Source organism: Vibrio sp. R11-SG3-ISO3-SZ (assembly GCF_059834345.1).
Genome location: NZ_JCBDGX010000056.1, coordinates 1 through 14900 on the forward strand (window position 1 = coordinate 1; position 14900 = coordinate 14900).

At 50.4% G+C, this 14900-nt stretch carries 13 protein-coding genes; 7 read left to right on the forward strand and 6 right to left on the reverse strand.

The window, feature by feature from the left end; genetic code table 11:
• A partial coding sequence (locus AC6R1O_RS07560) for a VOC family protein (RefSeq protein WP_500656784.1) occupies window positions 1-393 on the reverse strand: 393 nt, incomplete at its 3' end.
• 245 nt (window positions 394-638) lie between these two features.
• On the opposite strand from AC6R1O_RS07560, the gene argS reads away from it, so the two are divergent.
• Together argS and AC6R1O_RS07570 are read left to right on the forward strand one after the other, a co-directional pair.
• Window positions 639-2372, forward strand: a complete 1734-nt coding sequence (gene argS, locus AC6R1O_RS07565) for an arginine--tRNA ligase (RefSeq protein ID WP_334551121.1) — start codon at window positions 639-641, stop codon at window positions 2370-2372.
• Between the two features lie 91 nt (window positions 2373-2463).
• Window positions 2464-2892, forward strand: a complete 429-nt coding sequence (locus AC6R1O_RS07570) for an HIT family protein (protein WP_500633250.1) — start codon at window positions 2464-2466, stop codon at window positions 2890-2892.
• A 30-nt stretch (window positions 2893-2922) separates the two neighbouring features.
• Here AC6R1O_RS07570 and AC6R1O_RS07575 read toward each other — a convergent pair whose 3' ends face one another.
• From AC6R1O_RS07575 to znuA, 5 genes are all read right to left on the reverse strand, one after another.
• Window positions 2923-3153, reverse strand: coding sequence for a FeoC-like transcriptional regulator (locus AC6R1O_RS07575; RefSeq protein WP_500631869.1), 231 nt, complete (start codon window positions 3151-3153; stop codon window positions 2923-2925).
• Window positions 3150-5426 (reverse strand): Fe(2+) transporter permease subunit FeoB, encoded by a 2277-nt coding sequence (gene feoB / locus AC6R1O_RS07580; RefSeq protein ID WP_500633251.1) that lies wholly within the window; start codon window positions 5424-5426, stop codon window positions 3150-3152. The genes AC6R1O_RS07575 and feoB overlap by 4 nt, the downstream gene beginning before the upstream one ends.
• Window positions 5423-5653 (reverse strand): FeoA family protein, encoded by a 231-nt coding sequence (locus AC6R1O_RS07585; protein WP_500631867.1) that lies wholly within the window; start codon window positions 5651-5653, stop codon window positions 5423-5425. Before AC6R1O_RS07585 ends, feoB begins: the two co-directional genes overlap by 4 nt.
• 441 nt (window positions 5654-6094) lie before the next feature.
• A complete protein-coding gene (locus AC6R1O_RS07590) occupies window positions 6095-9376 on the reverse strand; it encodes a helix-turn-helix domain-containing protein (RefSeq protein ID WP_500633252.1) in 3282 nt (1093 codons plus the stop codon).
• A gap of 282 nt (window positions 9377-9658) precedes the next feature.
• Window positions 9659-10534 (reverse strand): zinc ABC transporter substrate-binding protein ZnuA, encoded by an 876-nt coding sequence (gene znuA / locus AC6R1O_RS07595; RefSeq protein WP_500656785.1) that lies wholly within the window; start codon window positions 10532-10534, stop codon window positions 9659-9661.
• 80 nt (window positions 10535-10614) lie between these two features.
• On the opposite strand from znuA, the gene znuC reads away from it, so the two are divergent.
• The 5 genes from znuC (at window position 10615) to rsxB (ending at window position 14894) form a co-directional block, all read left to right on the forward strand.
• Entirely contained in the window at window positions 10615-11403 is a 789-nt protein-coding gene (znuC, locus tag AC6R1O_RS07600; RefSeq protein ID WP_500633254.1) for a zinc ABC transporter ATP-binding protein ZnuC, read from the forward strand.
• Complete coding sequence (gene znuB, locus AC6R1O_RS07605; RefSeq protein ID WP_500631949.1) at window positions 11396-12178, forward strand: zinc ABC transporter permease subunit ZnuB; 783 nt, start codon at window positions 11396-11398, stop codon at window positions 12176-12178. Before znuC ends, znuB begins: the two co-directional genes overlap by 8 nt.
• A gap of 270 nt (window positions 12179-12448) precedes the next feature.
• On the forward strand, window positions 12449-13594 hold the full coding sequence (locus tag AC6R1O_RS07610) for an HD domain-containing phosphohydrolase (protein WP_500631863.1): 1146 nt from the start codon (window positions 12449-12451) through the stop codon (window positions 13592-13594).
• A gap of 134 nt (window positions 13595-13728) precedes the next feature.
• Entirely contained in the window at window positions 13729-14310 is a 582-nt protein-coding gene (rsxA, locus tag AC6R1O_RS07615; RefSeq protein ID WP_334551133.1) for an electron transport complex subunit RsxA, read from the forward strand.
• Complete coding sequence (gene rsxB / locus AC6R1O_RS07620) at window positions 14310-14894, forward strand: electron transport complex subunit RsxB (protein WP_334551134.1); 585 nt, start codon at window positions 14310-14312, stop codon at window positions 14892-14894. Before rsxA ends, rsxB begins: the two co-directional genes overlap by 1 nt.
• The last annotated feature ends 6 nt before the right edge of the window (window positions 14895-14900 follow it).

Consider the following 14900-nt stretch of genomic DNA (forward strand, 5'->3'; position numbering starts at 1 on the left):
GTAAGCCTCGGCATCTTGTGCCTGTGAGGGAACCACAAATTCAACATGTTCCCAACTTTGCTCTGGATACACTTTTCCGGGCGCCGGATAAGGGAGCTCTAAGCACTCAATCGACCAGCCCAAGCTTTCAAGAGGTTGATGAAACTCAAGCACAACGATGGGACGGCCATTAATACGCGCTGTCGAGATTTCCTTACCCTCTTCACGCCAGGCCTGATGGGCAAGTTCAGCCAACGCATTGTCATTGATGCGCATTGCGATGTGATCCGCCTGGTAAGGACTCAAATCCAAATGCAGCAACTCGCTTAAATCGCGAATTTTATGCATGAAGTTATCCAAATTAGCTTTCATTTGCGCTGGCAACAGCGCTGCGTCTGACAGGGATTGAGCCATGGTTTTGCATCCAGTACGTTGAGATTGCGGCAATAGTAACAAGTTCGCGCTGAAAAGTAGAAAATTTCCCAATTAAGTCCCTATAAGCGCCGCGATAAAGTTGTTATTATGTGCGCCAATTTATGAACTAGATCGAGATATGCATTCACCCTATCCCCACGGATATTATGCGCAGCAAGATGCCCATCTGCTCGCCGAAATTGAATGCATACCCAACCAATTCCCGAGAATTGAAGGAAGCGCGAGTGAATATCCAAGCACTTATTAATGACAAAGTTTCTCAGGCTCTAGAAGCCGCTGGCGCACCTGCAGGCAGCCCTGCAGCGGTACGTCAATCTGCAAAACCACAGTTTGGTGACTACCAAGCGAACGGCGTTATGGGCGTCGCGAAAAAACTCGGCACCAACCCACGAGAATTTGCACAAAAAGTATTGGACGTACTAGACCTCGATGGCATCGCCAGCAAAACGGAAATCGCTGGCCCAGGTTTCATTAACATCTTCCTTGATGAAGCCTTCCTTGCAAAACAAGCCGATGCAGCGCTTGCCGATGCGCGCCTTGGCGTGGCGGCTGAAGCACAGCAAACCATCGTCGCAGACTACTCAGCGCCAAACGTCGCCAAAGAGATGCACGTTGGTCACTTGCGCTCAACCATCATTGGTGACGCGGTGGTGCGCACACTGGAGTTTTTGGGCCACAAAGTGATTCGCGCTAACCACATCGGTGACTGGGGCACGCAATTTGGTATGTTGATTGCCAACCTAGAGCGCGTACAGAAAGAATCTGGCGAAGTGTCGATGGAACTGTCGGATCTTGAAGCCTTCTACCGCGAATCGAAAAAGCTCTACGACGAAGATGAAGCATTTGCAGAGAAAGCCCGTAACTACGTGGTCAAACTGCAAGGTGGTGACGAATACTGCGCAGAAATGTGGAAAAAACTGGTGGATGTCACCATGATCCAGAACCAGCGCAACTATGATCGCCTCAACGTTTCTTTGACGCGTGACGACGTCATGGGCGAAAGCATGTACAACGACATGCTGCCAGGCATCGTTGCCGATCTCAAAGAGAAAGGCTTGGCGCAAGAAGACGATGGCGCGCAGGTCGTCTTCCTTGACGAATACAAGAACAAAGACGGTGAGCCTATGGGCGTCATCATCCAAAAACGCGATGGCGGCTTCCTCTACACCACAACAGACATTGCGTGTGCCAAATACCGCTATGAAACGCTAGGCGCTGATCGCGTGTTGTACTTTATCGACTCACGTCAGCATCAGCACCTAATGCAAGCGTGGACCATCGTTCGTAAGGCAGGTTACGTACCAGAAGAGGTTACCCTTGAGCACCACGCATTCGGTATGATGCTTGGCAAAGATGGTCGCCCATTCAAAACTCGCGCGGGCGGCACTGTGCGCCTTGCTGATCTGTTGGACGAAGCGCAAGAGCGTGCCATCAAACTGATCGAATCGAAAAACCCAGATCTTGATGCGCAAGAGAAAACCAACATCGCGACGACCGTAGCGATGGCAGCGGTGAAATACGCGGATCTCTCTAAGCACCGTACCACGGATTATGTGTTTGACTGGGACAACATGCTCGCCTTTGAAGGCAATACTGCGCCTTACATGCAGTATGCCTACACGCGTGTTGCGTCGATCTTCGCCAAAGCGGGAATCGAAATGGACGCGTTGTCTGGTGAGATTAAAGTGACGGAAGAGAAAGAGAAAGCGCTGATCGCTAAGCTTCTGCAATTTGAAGAAGCGGTACAGTCAGTGGCTCGCGAAGGTCAGCCTCATATCATGTGTAGCTACCTGTTTGAGTTAGCGGGTCAATTCTCTAGCTTCTACGAAGCATGCCCTATTTTGAGCAGCGAAGATGAGTCTATCAAGCAAAGCCGCTTAAAACTGGCGGCATTGACCGCGAAGACCATCAAACAAGGTCTTTCTCTGTTGGGTATCGATACCCTTGAGCGCATGTAATCGCGCCTAGCCTTGACCATTCAGGCGACGAAACGAAGGTTGGTGTGAAAGCATCAACCTTTTTGTTATCCATGGACTAAGGACCCTCACCATGAGTTTTGAACTTCATCCCCAACTGGTTAAAGACACGACCTTACTTGGCCACTTCCCCCTCTGTGTTGCGCTGTTACACAAAGACGGTGCCGTGCCTTGGGTTATCTTGGTGCCCAAACGAGCGCAACTCAAAGAGCTGCACCATTTGCCGATGCAAGAACAGCAACAGTTTTTGCTGGAGTCACAAGCGGTGAGCCAAGCTCTGGAAGCCACCTTTCGACCTGATAAACTGAACCTTGGGGCGCTGGGCAACATGGTGCCGCAACTGCACATTCACCATATCGCTCGCTTTAAGGATGATGTGGCTTGGCCTGGCCCTGTTTGGGGCAATACGCCGGGTGAACATCGTAGCGACGAGGCACAAATTGAGATAGCAACTCGCTTGAGCAATGTTCTGTCGCTTAGTCACTTGTTTACACGAGTTTGAACTTCTGTCGAGCACCACAGCAGCAGACGTCTACATGCTAGTGATGATAGCAATCTGGTCATTTCGGACGGACACATATCGTGTCCGAACCGTAATGTTGTGCTCATTGACATCATCTATCCTAGACAGTTTCCCTTTGCGTAACCATATCGCCAACATGGCATCGACCCCATCGAGCGACAATGAAAAACGCTTGGCAAGCTCCGCTTGGGTCACCGTACCACATTGATCAATGTAAGCTTTTAGCTCTGATACGATCATGCGGTTTGCACCTCTAGCGACGCTTGCTCTCGTCTTCCCGCCACTTTCAGAGCACGCCAAACGCCTGCACTGACAACGACAATCCCCGCAATCCACACGCTGCTACTCAGAGGATGATCGGTAAAATGCGCCACTTGGTAATACAAGGCCGCGCTGCCGTAGGCCAGCCCCATCGTCCATACGGCAATAAAGCGTGCGTATCGAGCGCCAAATTCACGCACATACGCTCCCATCGCCGCCACACACGGTGTATAGAGCAATATGAATACCAGATAGGCGAACGCTGCGTGAGAAGAAGCAAAATGCTGCTTTAAGTTACCGAAAATCGATGCGTCCACCGCTTGCTCTTCTGCCACCGCTTCGGTGTCGGATAAATCCCCCACAGAAATGCCCAACGGGTCGCTAAAGCTCAGGCCAATCAAGTTATCGCCGATCGAGGCAAACGCCTCTTCCATACTGGCTAATAAATCATACTCACTCTCTTCACCTTGCGCGGGCGCGTAGAGGTTATTCAAGGTGCCGACCACCGCTTCTTTAGCAAAAATGCCGGTGATGATGCCGATGGTTGCCGGCCAATTGTCCGCTTCAATACCGATGGGCTCAAATACCGGTGTGACCCACACCGCCGCTTGCGACAGCACCGAGTGCTCGCTGTCCTCATTCCCAAAACTGCCATCAGTACCGAGCGAGTTCATAAAACTCAAGATCGCGACAACCATGACAATGGTTTTCCCCGCGCCAAGCACAAAGCGTTTGAGCTTTTGCCAAGTTTTGATCAACACATTTGGTATCGTCGGTAGCTCATAATCCGGCATTTCCATCACTAAACTCTCACTCGAACCTGGATAGAGCGTGTGCTTAAGTACCCAACCCGTCAACACTGCGGCGACAATGCCAAGTAAGTAGAGGGCGAAGACAACGTTCTGCCCACTTTGCGGGAAGAAAGCGGCAGCAAACAGCGCGTAAACCGGTAGACGAGCCCCGCAGGACATAAACGGCGCCATTGAGGCAGCCAGCTTACGCTCTCGTTCTTGATCGAGCGTGCGCGTGGCCATAATGGAGGGTACATTGCAGCCAAACCCGAGCACCAAAGGCACAAATGCTTTACCCGGTAAACCGAGTTTTTGCATCACCTTATCCAGCACAAACGCAGCGCGAGACATGTAGCCTGAACTTTCCAAAATGGCGAGAAACAGATACAAACACGCGATCACGGGAATAAAGGTGGCGACGGTTTGTATACCGCCACCAATGCCATCGGCAAGCAAAGTCACCAACCACACGGGCAGATGATCATCGAGCAAGTAGTGGCCGCCATCGACCAGCAAAGCGCCGACACCAATATCAAAGAAGTCGATAAATGCGCTGCCGATGTTGATGGAGAACATAAACATCAAATACATCACAACAAAGAAAAACGGCACGCCAACCCACTTGTTGAGAATGACGTTATCAACATTTTGTGTGAATGAATGGCTTAACACTCCCTGGGCTCGACGCACCTGTTGGCACAATTGGTGAAGATAGGTGTATTTGGTATCTGCCACCAGCAGATCAATATCCATCGTCAATTGACTCTGAGCCAGATGTACCTTTTCTCTTGACGCTTGAGTGAGTCCGTTGAGCACCAAGCGGTCACTTTCCAGCGCTCGGATCGCCAACGCACGCGGATTCACTTCAGCCTGACTCGATAAGGTCGATGTGAGCGAATCAATCGCCGCTTCAAACGCATCACCGTAATTCAAGCAAAATGCTTTCGGCGCAATGCCTTGCACTAAACGTTTATGGATATGCGTCTTAAACTGTTCAACGTCACTCTTTCGGTTGGCAGAGAGCGCCCAGACGGGGCAACCTAAAGCGCGTTCTAGCGCGTTGACGTCAATGGTTTGTCTGACTCGTTTTAGGGCGTCCATCTTATTGAGCACCACGATCATCGGTCGGCCGAGCTCGCGTAGCTGCAAAGTCATATAGAGGCTGCGTTCAAGACAGGTCGCGTCAACGACATTGATGATAAGATCCGCAGGATGAGTAAGCACTGCCCGGGAGGCAATAGACTCGTCTATGCTGTTGCCATCGTTCCCGCTATCAAGCGCGTAGATACCCGGCAGATCGGTTAAAGAGAAATCATCGCCGGCATGGTGAAAGCGGCCGGTCTTTTTCTCTACCGTCACGCCAGCCCAGTTACCCACTTGCTGACGCGCGCCCGTTAAGCCGTTAAACAAGGTCGTTTTGCCACTGTTTGGATTGCCGACAGTGAGAATTTGGTAATTCATGCGCGCACCTCCACATCAATCGAGTTGGCCATAGATTGACGAACGGCCAATGAGACACCGCGTACTTCAACTTGCAGTGGATCTCCCATTGGTGCGACACGAATCAAGGTTACCGCCGTGTTAGGCAGAAGCCCCATGACCATGAGTTTCTTGCGTACTTCTTTTGACATCTGACCAAAGCCAATGATGGTCGCGGTTTGACCCGGAGAAAGCTGAGATAATTGCATAACAGACCAATCGATAGTGTAAATGAGAAATATTACTATTAGTTATTGAGATGATATCTCTCTCTACCCGGTCAGATATTGTCTGAAATCAATCTTTGCATTTTTGTCCTCGTCACTTTTGTTAATTTTCGCCTCGTCAATACCGTCAAAATGGGACACTTGTTCAGACCGTCCCCACATTCCACATGACATAAAATCATCAAAAAACCACATAAAGTAAATAAAATTCATACACTTAAAACGATTGGCGCAATTCTTATAGTAAAATGGCGTTAATTTTATAAGTAAAATAAGTGCGGGTATTTATAGTGAACAGGTCGCTAGGGCACAGCCTGAAGTGACATTGAATTCCAGAGGTGGCGCAGCGCGCCACTCCGGCAGCAAGCGAAGGTGTCATTGACACCCGTGGTATAGTCCCCCCGGCTATACCACGTTATTTTTTTACTCTTCCCCCTGCCCTTCGACAAATTGAGTCGGCGACACTCCAAAGCGATATTTAAACCGTTGACTGAAATACGAGGGATCGTTAAAGCCACATTCAAACGCCACATCCGACACTTTTTCCCCCGCTAGCAAACGTCGACATGCATGATCGAGGCGTACTTCATTGAGATATTCGGTAAAAGTGGTGTGCTGATGGCTTTTTAAGCGGCGCTGAAGGCTGCGCTCTGAGACATAGAGCAATTGCGCCGCCTTTGATAAGCCAAAATCCGCCTCCGCATAGTGCGCTTCAACAATGGTTTTCAGTTTGGCGAACCAAGGGTCCCTCTCTTCTTGCACAGAGTGCGGCAGTTGCTTGACGGCTGAGCGCTCAGTGAAGTGATCGCTCACTGGCCACGTAAACTCCTGCATATTGCGCTCTTTTGAGCAGTGAATCGTCACACTACCACCGCTCGCCTCAACCAACTGGCTCATTTTCATCAGGTAATCTTGGCCGAGGTCCGCATGGTCGATCGACTCCCCTTGATCTAGCACCGTCAAGGCAAGGCGCTCAACATTGTGGTCAATACGCATCATCACCGTCTGGTTGCGATAGCCGCGCTTAATGACATTATCAATCAGCACGTTAAGTATTTCGTCGAGGTTGAACGCATTTAGAGAGAGATAAACCGCTTGATCTTGTGGCCACTCAATATCCAAGCTCTGCCCTGATTTACGAATCTCTTCTTGCCAACCATCGATCGCCGCATGAAAAATGAGATTAAAGTGGTAAACCGGATCCGCCTCTTTATTCGCTTCGCGGGCAAAAATCGATAACGCGAGCTCTTGACTGAGCCTATCGACCACTGGTTTAAACTCCGCACTGTTGTATGGCGGCATCGTCAACTTACTCTGTAAACTCGCCACAGAGTGGGCGTAAATAAGACGCCGAATGTGAAGTTGTTTCCTTAACTGGACATTATTCGCCAATAGCACTCGGCTTTGGTGTTCAAGCTGGTGGGTTTTCAGTTCCACTTGCGCTTTAAGCGCTCGGTTTGCTTTGGCCATTAGCCGCGATCGCCAATACACTATCCAGACGATACACGCACAGAGCAACACCACGGCCGCCCCTATCGAGCTGTGCTCTAAGTACCAAGGCTTATTAACGAGAAATTGAAAGCGGTCTTCCTGACCGGTGCGTCGGCCGTTGTGTGTCACTCTCACGCTCAATTGATGCAAGCCGGGTAGCAAGTGTTCGATGGTCAGCGTCACCCCCTCCAACACTTGCCATTCAGGCTCGTTATCTAAACGATACTCAATCTGCGCGCCACTCAACTGAGGCATCACACCAAATTGGAAGGAGAGTGACTCGCCAAACTCTGTGGTTAGTCTTCTATCCGGTGAATGGCCCAAAGCGACCCGTTCCTGACCAACGTTCACTTGACTGACTACGACGCGACCAGATGGGAGCGCTTGATTTGCTAAACGCTCAGTATCCACTGTCATCAAATGATGGCTTGAGCCCATCAGCAAGGTGTGTTCGCGGCCAGATTTAGCGCCGCAAAGCCCAGTGACAAACTCATTATTCCTCAGCCCTAAAGGCTCGCCGTAGTGCTCCTTGAGCGCCCCCGCCAATGTGTATTGCGACAGCCCTGCAGATGTCGTTAGCCAGATACCTTGCTCATTACTCATCAAGCATTTTGGCGAGATATGGCCTTCAATCAACGCTAGCGATTCGGTGATCCCTGTCGCCGTATCAACACGATAGAGCCCGTATTGACCGGCCACCCAAAGCTCATCATCTGCCACCTCAATAATGTGGCTCACGCCGCCGTATTGGCTGCTGTCATCAACAAACTTAATCACACGACGCTCGAGCAAATAGAGTCCATGATCGGTGCCGATCAGCAAACGCTCACCGGCCGATTTGAGATACGTCAGTTGCGCTGGGAGGTACTGCGTTAACATCCAATCCGAGACAAAATCACGGAACACTGCGCGCTCGGGATCATAGCGCCATAACTGCTGGTCACTGGCCCCCCAGATGTGGCCCTGACTGTCAACTTCAAGATACTTGGCAACCGGTGCATTCGATACCAGTTGTGGCTCAGCAAGGCGACTGGGTGGTAAGGTGATCACGCCATTGGGGGTCGCTAGCCACAAGGTCTCTTGATGCTCCATCACATCACTAACAGCGCCTTGATACACTAATGTCCTCTGCCCTCTATCTGTAAGGTCCAGTTGATAGAGCCCGAGTGTCGTTAAGAGCCAATACCCTTGACGCTGCGCCATTGGCTCCAACATTAGGGGTTGCTCTCGCTCCGTTCCTTCGCTGAGCAATTGCGGATTAAAGCGCTGGAAATTGGGAGAGAACAAGGAGTAATAGCGCACGCCCTTATCGGTTGCCAACCAAATACCGCCCGCTTCATCGTTGACGATGGAGTAGATACGCTCTCCATAAAGCGGGTGCCCAGCCAAACGCTGGGAGCCAAGACGGCGTTCAGCACCATCGTTATGGGAGTAAATAATCAAGCCGTGTTCAGTGCCAATCCAATACGCGTCATCTGTTTCTGCCAAGCTCAGCACGTGCGAACCCGGAATGTCGGCGACCATTTGAGTAGGACGATGGATATTAAACACCAGCGCTCCCGACAAGGTCCCAACCACAATTTCGCCTCGCTTCGCGGAGTAATGGAGCTTTTCAATGTAATGCTGCTGCGAAAGTGGCACGTGTTCGAAATGACGTCGGTCGGAGACGTAGGCGCCCGCATTGGTGGCGAGCACCCATTTGGAGACGACAAATTGCGCATCATTGATGATGATGGTTGAGGATTGGGTAAACTGATACAACTCCATCAAAGAGAGCGTATCGAGTTCACCACTGGGGATATGGTAGGTGTAAAAATAGCGTTCATCGGCCAACCAAATGTAATCTCCCGACGCGCCGATGGAATGAATATCAGTGCCAGGAGTGAGGCTCAACACCAGTTCGCGCTCCTGATTTGGCAGCGTTCGATAGATTTCATTGCGAAAGAAAGACCAAAATGCATGGTCAGCGTACGCCACTTTATCGACATCATGCGTCAGCGCCGAGCCGACGTTCGGCGCCACGTTTTGACCGTCAAAAAAGAGGATTTGGGCTCGAACATCTTGCAGCCACAAACCGCCGCCCTCAGCAAGAAACAACTGTTTGGCGGCAAAGACCTTACCCTGACTTTGACTGGGTAGAGAATAAAAGACCTCTGGAGAGGCCACTACAACGTGTGCGCTCAAGCACAGCCAGAAAGCGATGAGTTGAGTCATCAGTTTTGATAAAGGGACGACGCGCAAAATACACCTGTTGCTATCAGTGACGCGCAGCGACAAGAGTCGCTGCGCAGTTATTTTGAGTCGATAATTATCTAACAACGCTTGGTCATTACAAGGTGTTTGCGTCTCACTTATCACATTCTTTGTGGCAAATCGTTGTGACCGAAAGCAAAAAGGGAGACACGTCGTCTCCCTTTTCCCTCGCTTCCTGCGCTGAGCGCGTTACACCAAACGTCCGTTGCGCTCTATATCTGAACATTTTTATATCTGAACGTCTTAGTCCGATAAACACTGCTCAAAACTGTCCGCCATCTGCTGCATAAAGTTGAAATAACCGCCAGATTCTACCACGATGTCTGCGCCGATGGGGTCAAGCACGCCTTGGTTGACGTCGGTGTTTCGCGTCACGGACTCGACCACCGCAGGCGTATATTGTGGCTCAGAAAAGACGCATTTCGCCTCTTTCTTCGACAGTGCTTGCCTTATTGCAATCAAGGTCTTCGCGCCTGGCTTGCGCTCTGGGCTGACAGTGAAAAAACCCAATTGATTGAGGCCATAATCCTCTTCAAAGTAACCATACGCGTCGTGGAACACGTAGTAGCCTTGATCTTTTACCTTGCTGAGTTGAGCGGCAATCTCATTGTGCTGCTGGCGCAGGCGCGCTTCAAACTGAGCAAGGTTGGCTTGATATGCTGCTTGCTGACTTGGGTCTATCTCAATCAACTTGGCACTGATCGCTTTGGCCACCTGAGAAGCCGTGTCCACGCCCATCCAAAAGTGGGGATCGTGACTGCCATGATCGTGACCGTCATGATCATGATGATCGCCCTGATATTCACGCAAAGGGAGACCGTCAATTTTGCTCAGTGTTAGCACGTTGTCACGCCCCTCTAAGATTTTGTCAAGGAAAGGCTCTAGGTCTGGGCCAAACCAAATAATCAAATCCGCTTGGTTGATTCGGCGCACGTCAGACGGACGCAACGCATAATCGTGCGGCGAGGTGTTGGCCGCCAATAAAACATCCGGCTCGTTGATGCCTAGTGTTAATTCATACGAAATTAATTGGATCGGTTTTATACTCGCGATAATATCGCTGGCCACGACACTCTTGCTGCTCAAGATAAGCAACAAGAGAGGAAGGAAACGTTTCATTTATGTACGACTGCTCTATAGCGTTGAGAAAGTATAAATGTTACATTATAACAATACTGAATTGCAAATGAGTTCTATTCATGTCGACTCTCGTCGAACTAGCTAATATTTCGGTCCAATTTGATGAGCGCAAAGTGCTCGATAAGGTCTCCTTGACCATCAAACGCGGCGAAATCACCACCTTGATTGGCCCAAACGGCGCGGGTAAATCCACCTTAGTCAAAGTGCTGCTTGGCTTGCAGAAGCGCTTTACCGGCCAGATCACACGCCAAAAAGGGCTGCGCACCGGCTACGTCCCACAGAAACTCAAGCTGAATGATTCGCTCCCTTTGACCGTTGAGCGATTTCTTAAACTGGCCGGGCGTTACAGCCAACAAGAGATCATCGACTCGCTCAAACTGGTGGGCGCAGAACACATGCTCATGGCCAATATGCATTCGCTATCTGGCGGTGAAACGCAACGCGTGTTACTCGCGCGGGCTCTGTTACAGCGTCCAGATTTATTGGTGCTTGACGAACCGGCGCAAGGGGTCGACGTGCAAGGGCAAATCGATCTGTATGAGCTGATTGATACGCTACGCCGCCGTTTTAACTGCGCGGTGTTTATGGTCTCCCATGATTTACATCTCGTCATGGCCAAGACCGATGATGTGATTTGTCTGCAACATCACATCTGCTGCTCCGGCGCACCTGCCGACATTACACAGCACCCCAATTATATTGCGCTGTTTGGCCAAGCTCAACGTGAGTCACTGGCGTTTTATCACCACCAGCATGACCACCATCATCATGATTTATCCGGTCAACCCGTAGCGGGCGATGCAACGGCCTGTTCTCACCATTCTCACGGACACCATCATCATGATTGAGTTTCTACTCCCCTCACTCTTTGCCGGTCTTGGTATTGCGGCGATCTCCGGTCCGTTGGGTTCATTCGTCGTGTGGCGAAAAATGGCCTATTTTGGGGACACCTTGGCTCATGCGTCGCTCATGGGTATCGCACTCGGCTTTTTGCTCAATATCAACTTGTATCTCGCCTTGGTGGTCTGCTGTTTGGCGCTCGCGGTGATTCTGGTCACGTTGCAACGCCAGCAGTTGGTCGCCACCGATACCTTACTTGGGATCTTGGCTCACAGTGCCCTATCACTCGGTTTGGTCGCCGTCAGCTTTCTTGATCACGTACGTATTGATTTGATGAGCTACTTGTTCGGAGATTTGCTCGCCGTCACGCCCACAGATTTGATCTACATTTACCTTGGCTCGCTCGTCGTTGGCGCGGTGCTTATCGTCTTCTGGCGTCCGCTCATTTCTACCACCGTCAACGAAGAGTTGGCGGCTGTCGAAGGCCATAACGTCGATTTGATGCGCTTGATTTTAATGTTGCTGGTCGGCCTAGTGATTGCGATTGGTATGAAATACGTCGGGGCCTTGATCATGACCTCACTACTGATCATTCCTGCTGCGGCGGCAAGACGTTTTGCCAAAAGCCCAGAGCAAATGGCGTGCTTTGCATCGCTGATTGGCAGTGTCGCGGTGATCTGTGGGCTGTCGCTCTCTTGGCATTACGATACCCCGGCTGGTCCATCTGTCGTCATCTGCGCGACGGCCTGTTTTATCCTCGCTCAGTTAAAACGTATTGATTAACCAATAGACCAAGCGCCGCGATCAGCGGCGCTTTACATTTTTTCTCCCCAAGTTTGCGATGGATCAAGCCTTTCGCATTTAGCTCTGCCTTTCCCCGCCAAGCGAGTTATCCCTGTCTACACTTAAGTAGGTAAGTTGCAGATTGCAGATTACTGCTTGTCCGAAGCTATGTGGCCGAAACTGAGTGTGCACACATTCAATACCCAGTGAGGCACAACAATCGGTTCGTTCTTGATTCATCGTTGGCGTTGATTTTGTAAGGGGGGCATCATGGAAAACTCAACACTGCATCGCCACTCTTCACTGGCACAAACCCATCACCTAAACGAGCAAATGACCGGCTTGTTGGAGCGTATGCAAGTTCACCATCCCGCTCTCGACCACTTAAGTTTTGCCCTGTATGACGACAGAGATCATTTGCTGCGCAGTTACGCCGACAGTACCTCGCTTTCGCTCAATATTACCCATTACGAAGCGCCACTGAGTTCATTACCGACGCTGCGCCAAAGCCTGCAATCGCGCAGCCCGGTCATTTTGACGCATCTAAAAACATTGCGCCGCTCGCCGCATATTGAGTCTTTACTGCGCGATGGCTACCGTTCTTCGGCGACCATACCAACCTTTATCCATGATCGATTCCTTGGGTTCATCTTCCTCAACTCTTATCAAGAGAGTGCGTTTACACCGGTGGCGCTCGATACCCTTAAGCCTTACTTGGAGATGATGAGGTTGTCGATTTTTTCTGAGTATCAGCTGGTGGATACCTTGATCAATTGCGCTTGCAAGCACGCTGCGCAGTTTCCGCTCTATCAACGAGAATCTCGGGCGCACAAACAGCGCGTCGCCAGTTTTACACATGTAATAGCAACGGGCCTTGCGCTCAAATACGATCTCGATGACGAAACCATTGAACACCTCAGCTTATTTTCGCAGTATCACGACATTGGCAAAGTCACGCTACCGGCCGAGCTACTGTGTAAACCCGGTAAGTTGACCGAGGTAGAACTCGCCACACTCAGAGAACATGTTCAAGCGGGCGAAGCCATCATTCATGAGTTCATTGAGCAAGCGGGCGCAAGTGGTCACCCCAGTGCTGAACTGTTTTTACACATCATTGCGCACCACTATGAGTTTCTCGATGGCTCGGGGTATCCTCGCCATCTAAAAGGCAATGAGATCCCTCTCGCCGCTCGTATTGTCTGCGTCGCAAATATCTTTGACGCTTTGATCACACATCGCCCGTATAAACAGGCATCGTCGATTCTTTACGCACTACTAGAGCTGGAAAAGATGGTTCAGATGGGTAAATTGGATCGTGATTGCGTCAATGCACTGCGCGAGCATCAAAGCGAACTAAAAGCGATATCAGAGCGCTATCCTGAACTCGACCCAAGTGAACGAGCGACGACAAATTAGTGACTTGGCTGACCAAACGACGCACGATCCCGTATAATTTTCATTCAACAATATAAAACCTTATCTTTCCTTGGTTGTTATTAGGCATCCAAAGCAGGATAATGTCGGGATCGGAATATCTAAATTATATAACTATGACCGAATATCTTTTGTTGTTGGTCGGCACTGTGCTGGTAAACAACTTTGTACTGGTAAAATTCCTGGGTTTATGTCCATTTATGGGGGTGTCTAAGAAATTAGAGACCGCTATTGGTATGGGGCTCGCGACGACGTTCGTGTTAACCCTCGCTTCCGTGTGCGCGTATTTAGTAGAAAACTACATCTTGCTGCCGCTTGGGTTGCAATACTTACGTACCATGAGCTTCATTCTTGTTATCGCCGTCGTCGTGCAGTTCACAGAAATGGTGGTACACAAAACCAGCCCGACACTCTACCGCTTACTCGGCATCTTCCTGCCGTTGATCACCACCAACTGTGCGGTACTGGGTGTTGCCCTGCTTAACATCAATGAGAACCACAACTTTATCCAATCGATTATCTACGGCTTTGGCGCTGCTGTGGGTTTCTCTATGGTGCTGATTTTGTTCGCTTCGATGCGTGAACGTATTAACGCTGCGGATGTGCCAGTCCCATTTAAAGGGGCGTCCATTGCGATGATCACCGCAGGACTGATGTCTCTCGCCTTTATGGGCTTTACTGGGTTGGTGAAGCTGTAATGAGTGCCATCCTAATTGCCGTTATCGCGATTGCCGCGCTTGCTGCGCTGTTTGGCGCAATCTTGGGCTTCGCCTCCATCCGCTTCAAAGTAGAAGCCGATCCGATCGTCGATCAAATCGACGCGATTTTACCGCAAACGCAGTGTGGCCAGTGCGGCTACCCTGGCTGTCGCCCTTATGCGGAAGCGATCGCCACGGGAGACGAGATCAACAAGTGTCCTCCCGGCGGTCAAGCCACCATTGAGAAGCTGGCGGATTTAATGGGTGTCGAAGCGACAGAGTCTGCGCATGACCTAGATGAAGCCGTCAAAAAAGTCGCCTTTATTCATGAGGATATGTGTATTGGCTGCACCAAGTGTATTCAAGCCTGCCCGGTTGATGCCATTGTTGGCGGCACCAAAGCACTGCATACCGTGATTAAAGATGAATGTACTGGCTGTGATTTGTGTGTCGCGCCGTGCCCAACGGACTGCATTGAAATGATTCCTGTAGAAAACACTACAGCGAACTGGAAGTGGCAACTGGACGCCATTCCTGTTGTTGATATTACCGATTCTGCCTCCGCGCAGAAAAGCGTGAATTAAGGACTG

Coding starts and splice junctions, on each gene's coding strand:
- AC6R1O_RS07575 (WP_500631869.1), bottom strand. CDS start 3,153: ATGATCGTATCAGAGCTAAAAGCTTACATTGATCAATGTGGTACGGTG.
- znuA (WP_500656785.1), bottom strand. CDS start 10,534: ATGAAACGTTTCCTTCCTCTCTTGTTGCTTATCTTGAGCAGCAAGAGT.
- feoB (WP_500633251.1), bottom strand. CDS start 5,426: ATGAATTACCAAATTCTCACTGTCGGCAATCCAAACAGTGGCAAAACG.
- znuC (WP_500633254.1), top strand. CDS start 10,615: ATGTCGACTCTCGTCGAACTAGCTAATATTTCGGTCCAATTTGATGAG.
- AC6R1O_RS07570 (WP_500633250.1), top strand. CDS start 2,464: ATGAGTTTTGAACTTCATCCCCAACTGGTTAAAGACACGACCTTACTT.
- AC6R1O_RS07610 (WP_500631863.1), top strand. CDS start 12,449: ATGGAAAACTCAACACTGCATCGCCACTCTTCACTGGCACAAACCCAT.
- AC6R1O_RS07590 (WP_500633252.1), bottom strand. CDS start 9,376: ATGACTCAACTCATCGCTTTCTGGCTGTGCTTGAGCGCACACGTTGTA.
- znuB (WP_500631949.1), top strand. CDS start 11,396: ATGATTGAGTTTCTACTCCCCTCACTCTTTGCCGGTCTTGGTATTGCG.
- AC6R1O_RS07585 (WP_500631867.1), bottom strand. CDS start 5,653: ATGCAATTATCTCAGCTTTCTCCGGGTCAAACCGCGACCATCATTGGC.
- rsxB (WP_334551134.1), top strand. CDS start 14,310: ATGAGTGCCATCCTAATTGCCGTTATCGCGATTGCCGCGCTTGCTGCG.
- rsxA (WP_334551133.1), top strand. CDS start 13,729: ATGACCGAATATCTTTTGTTGTTGGTCGGCACTGTGCTGGTAAACAAC.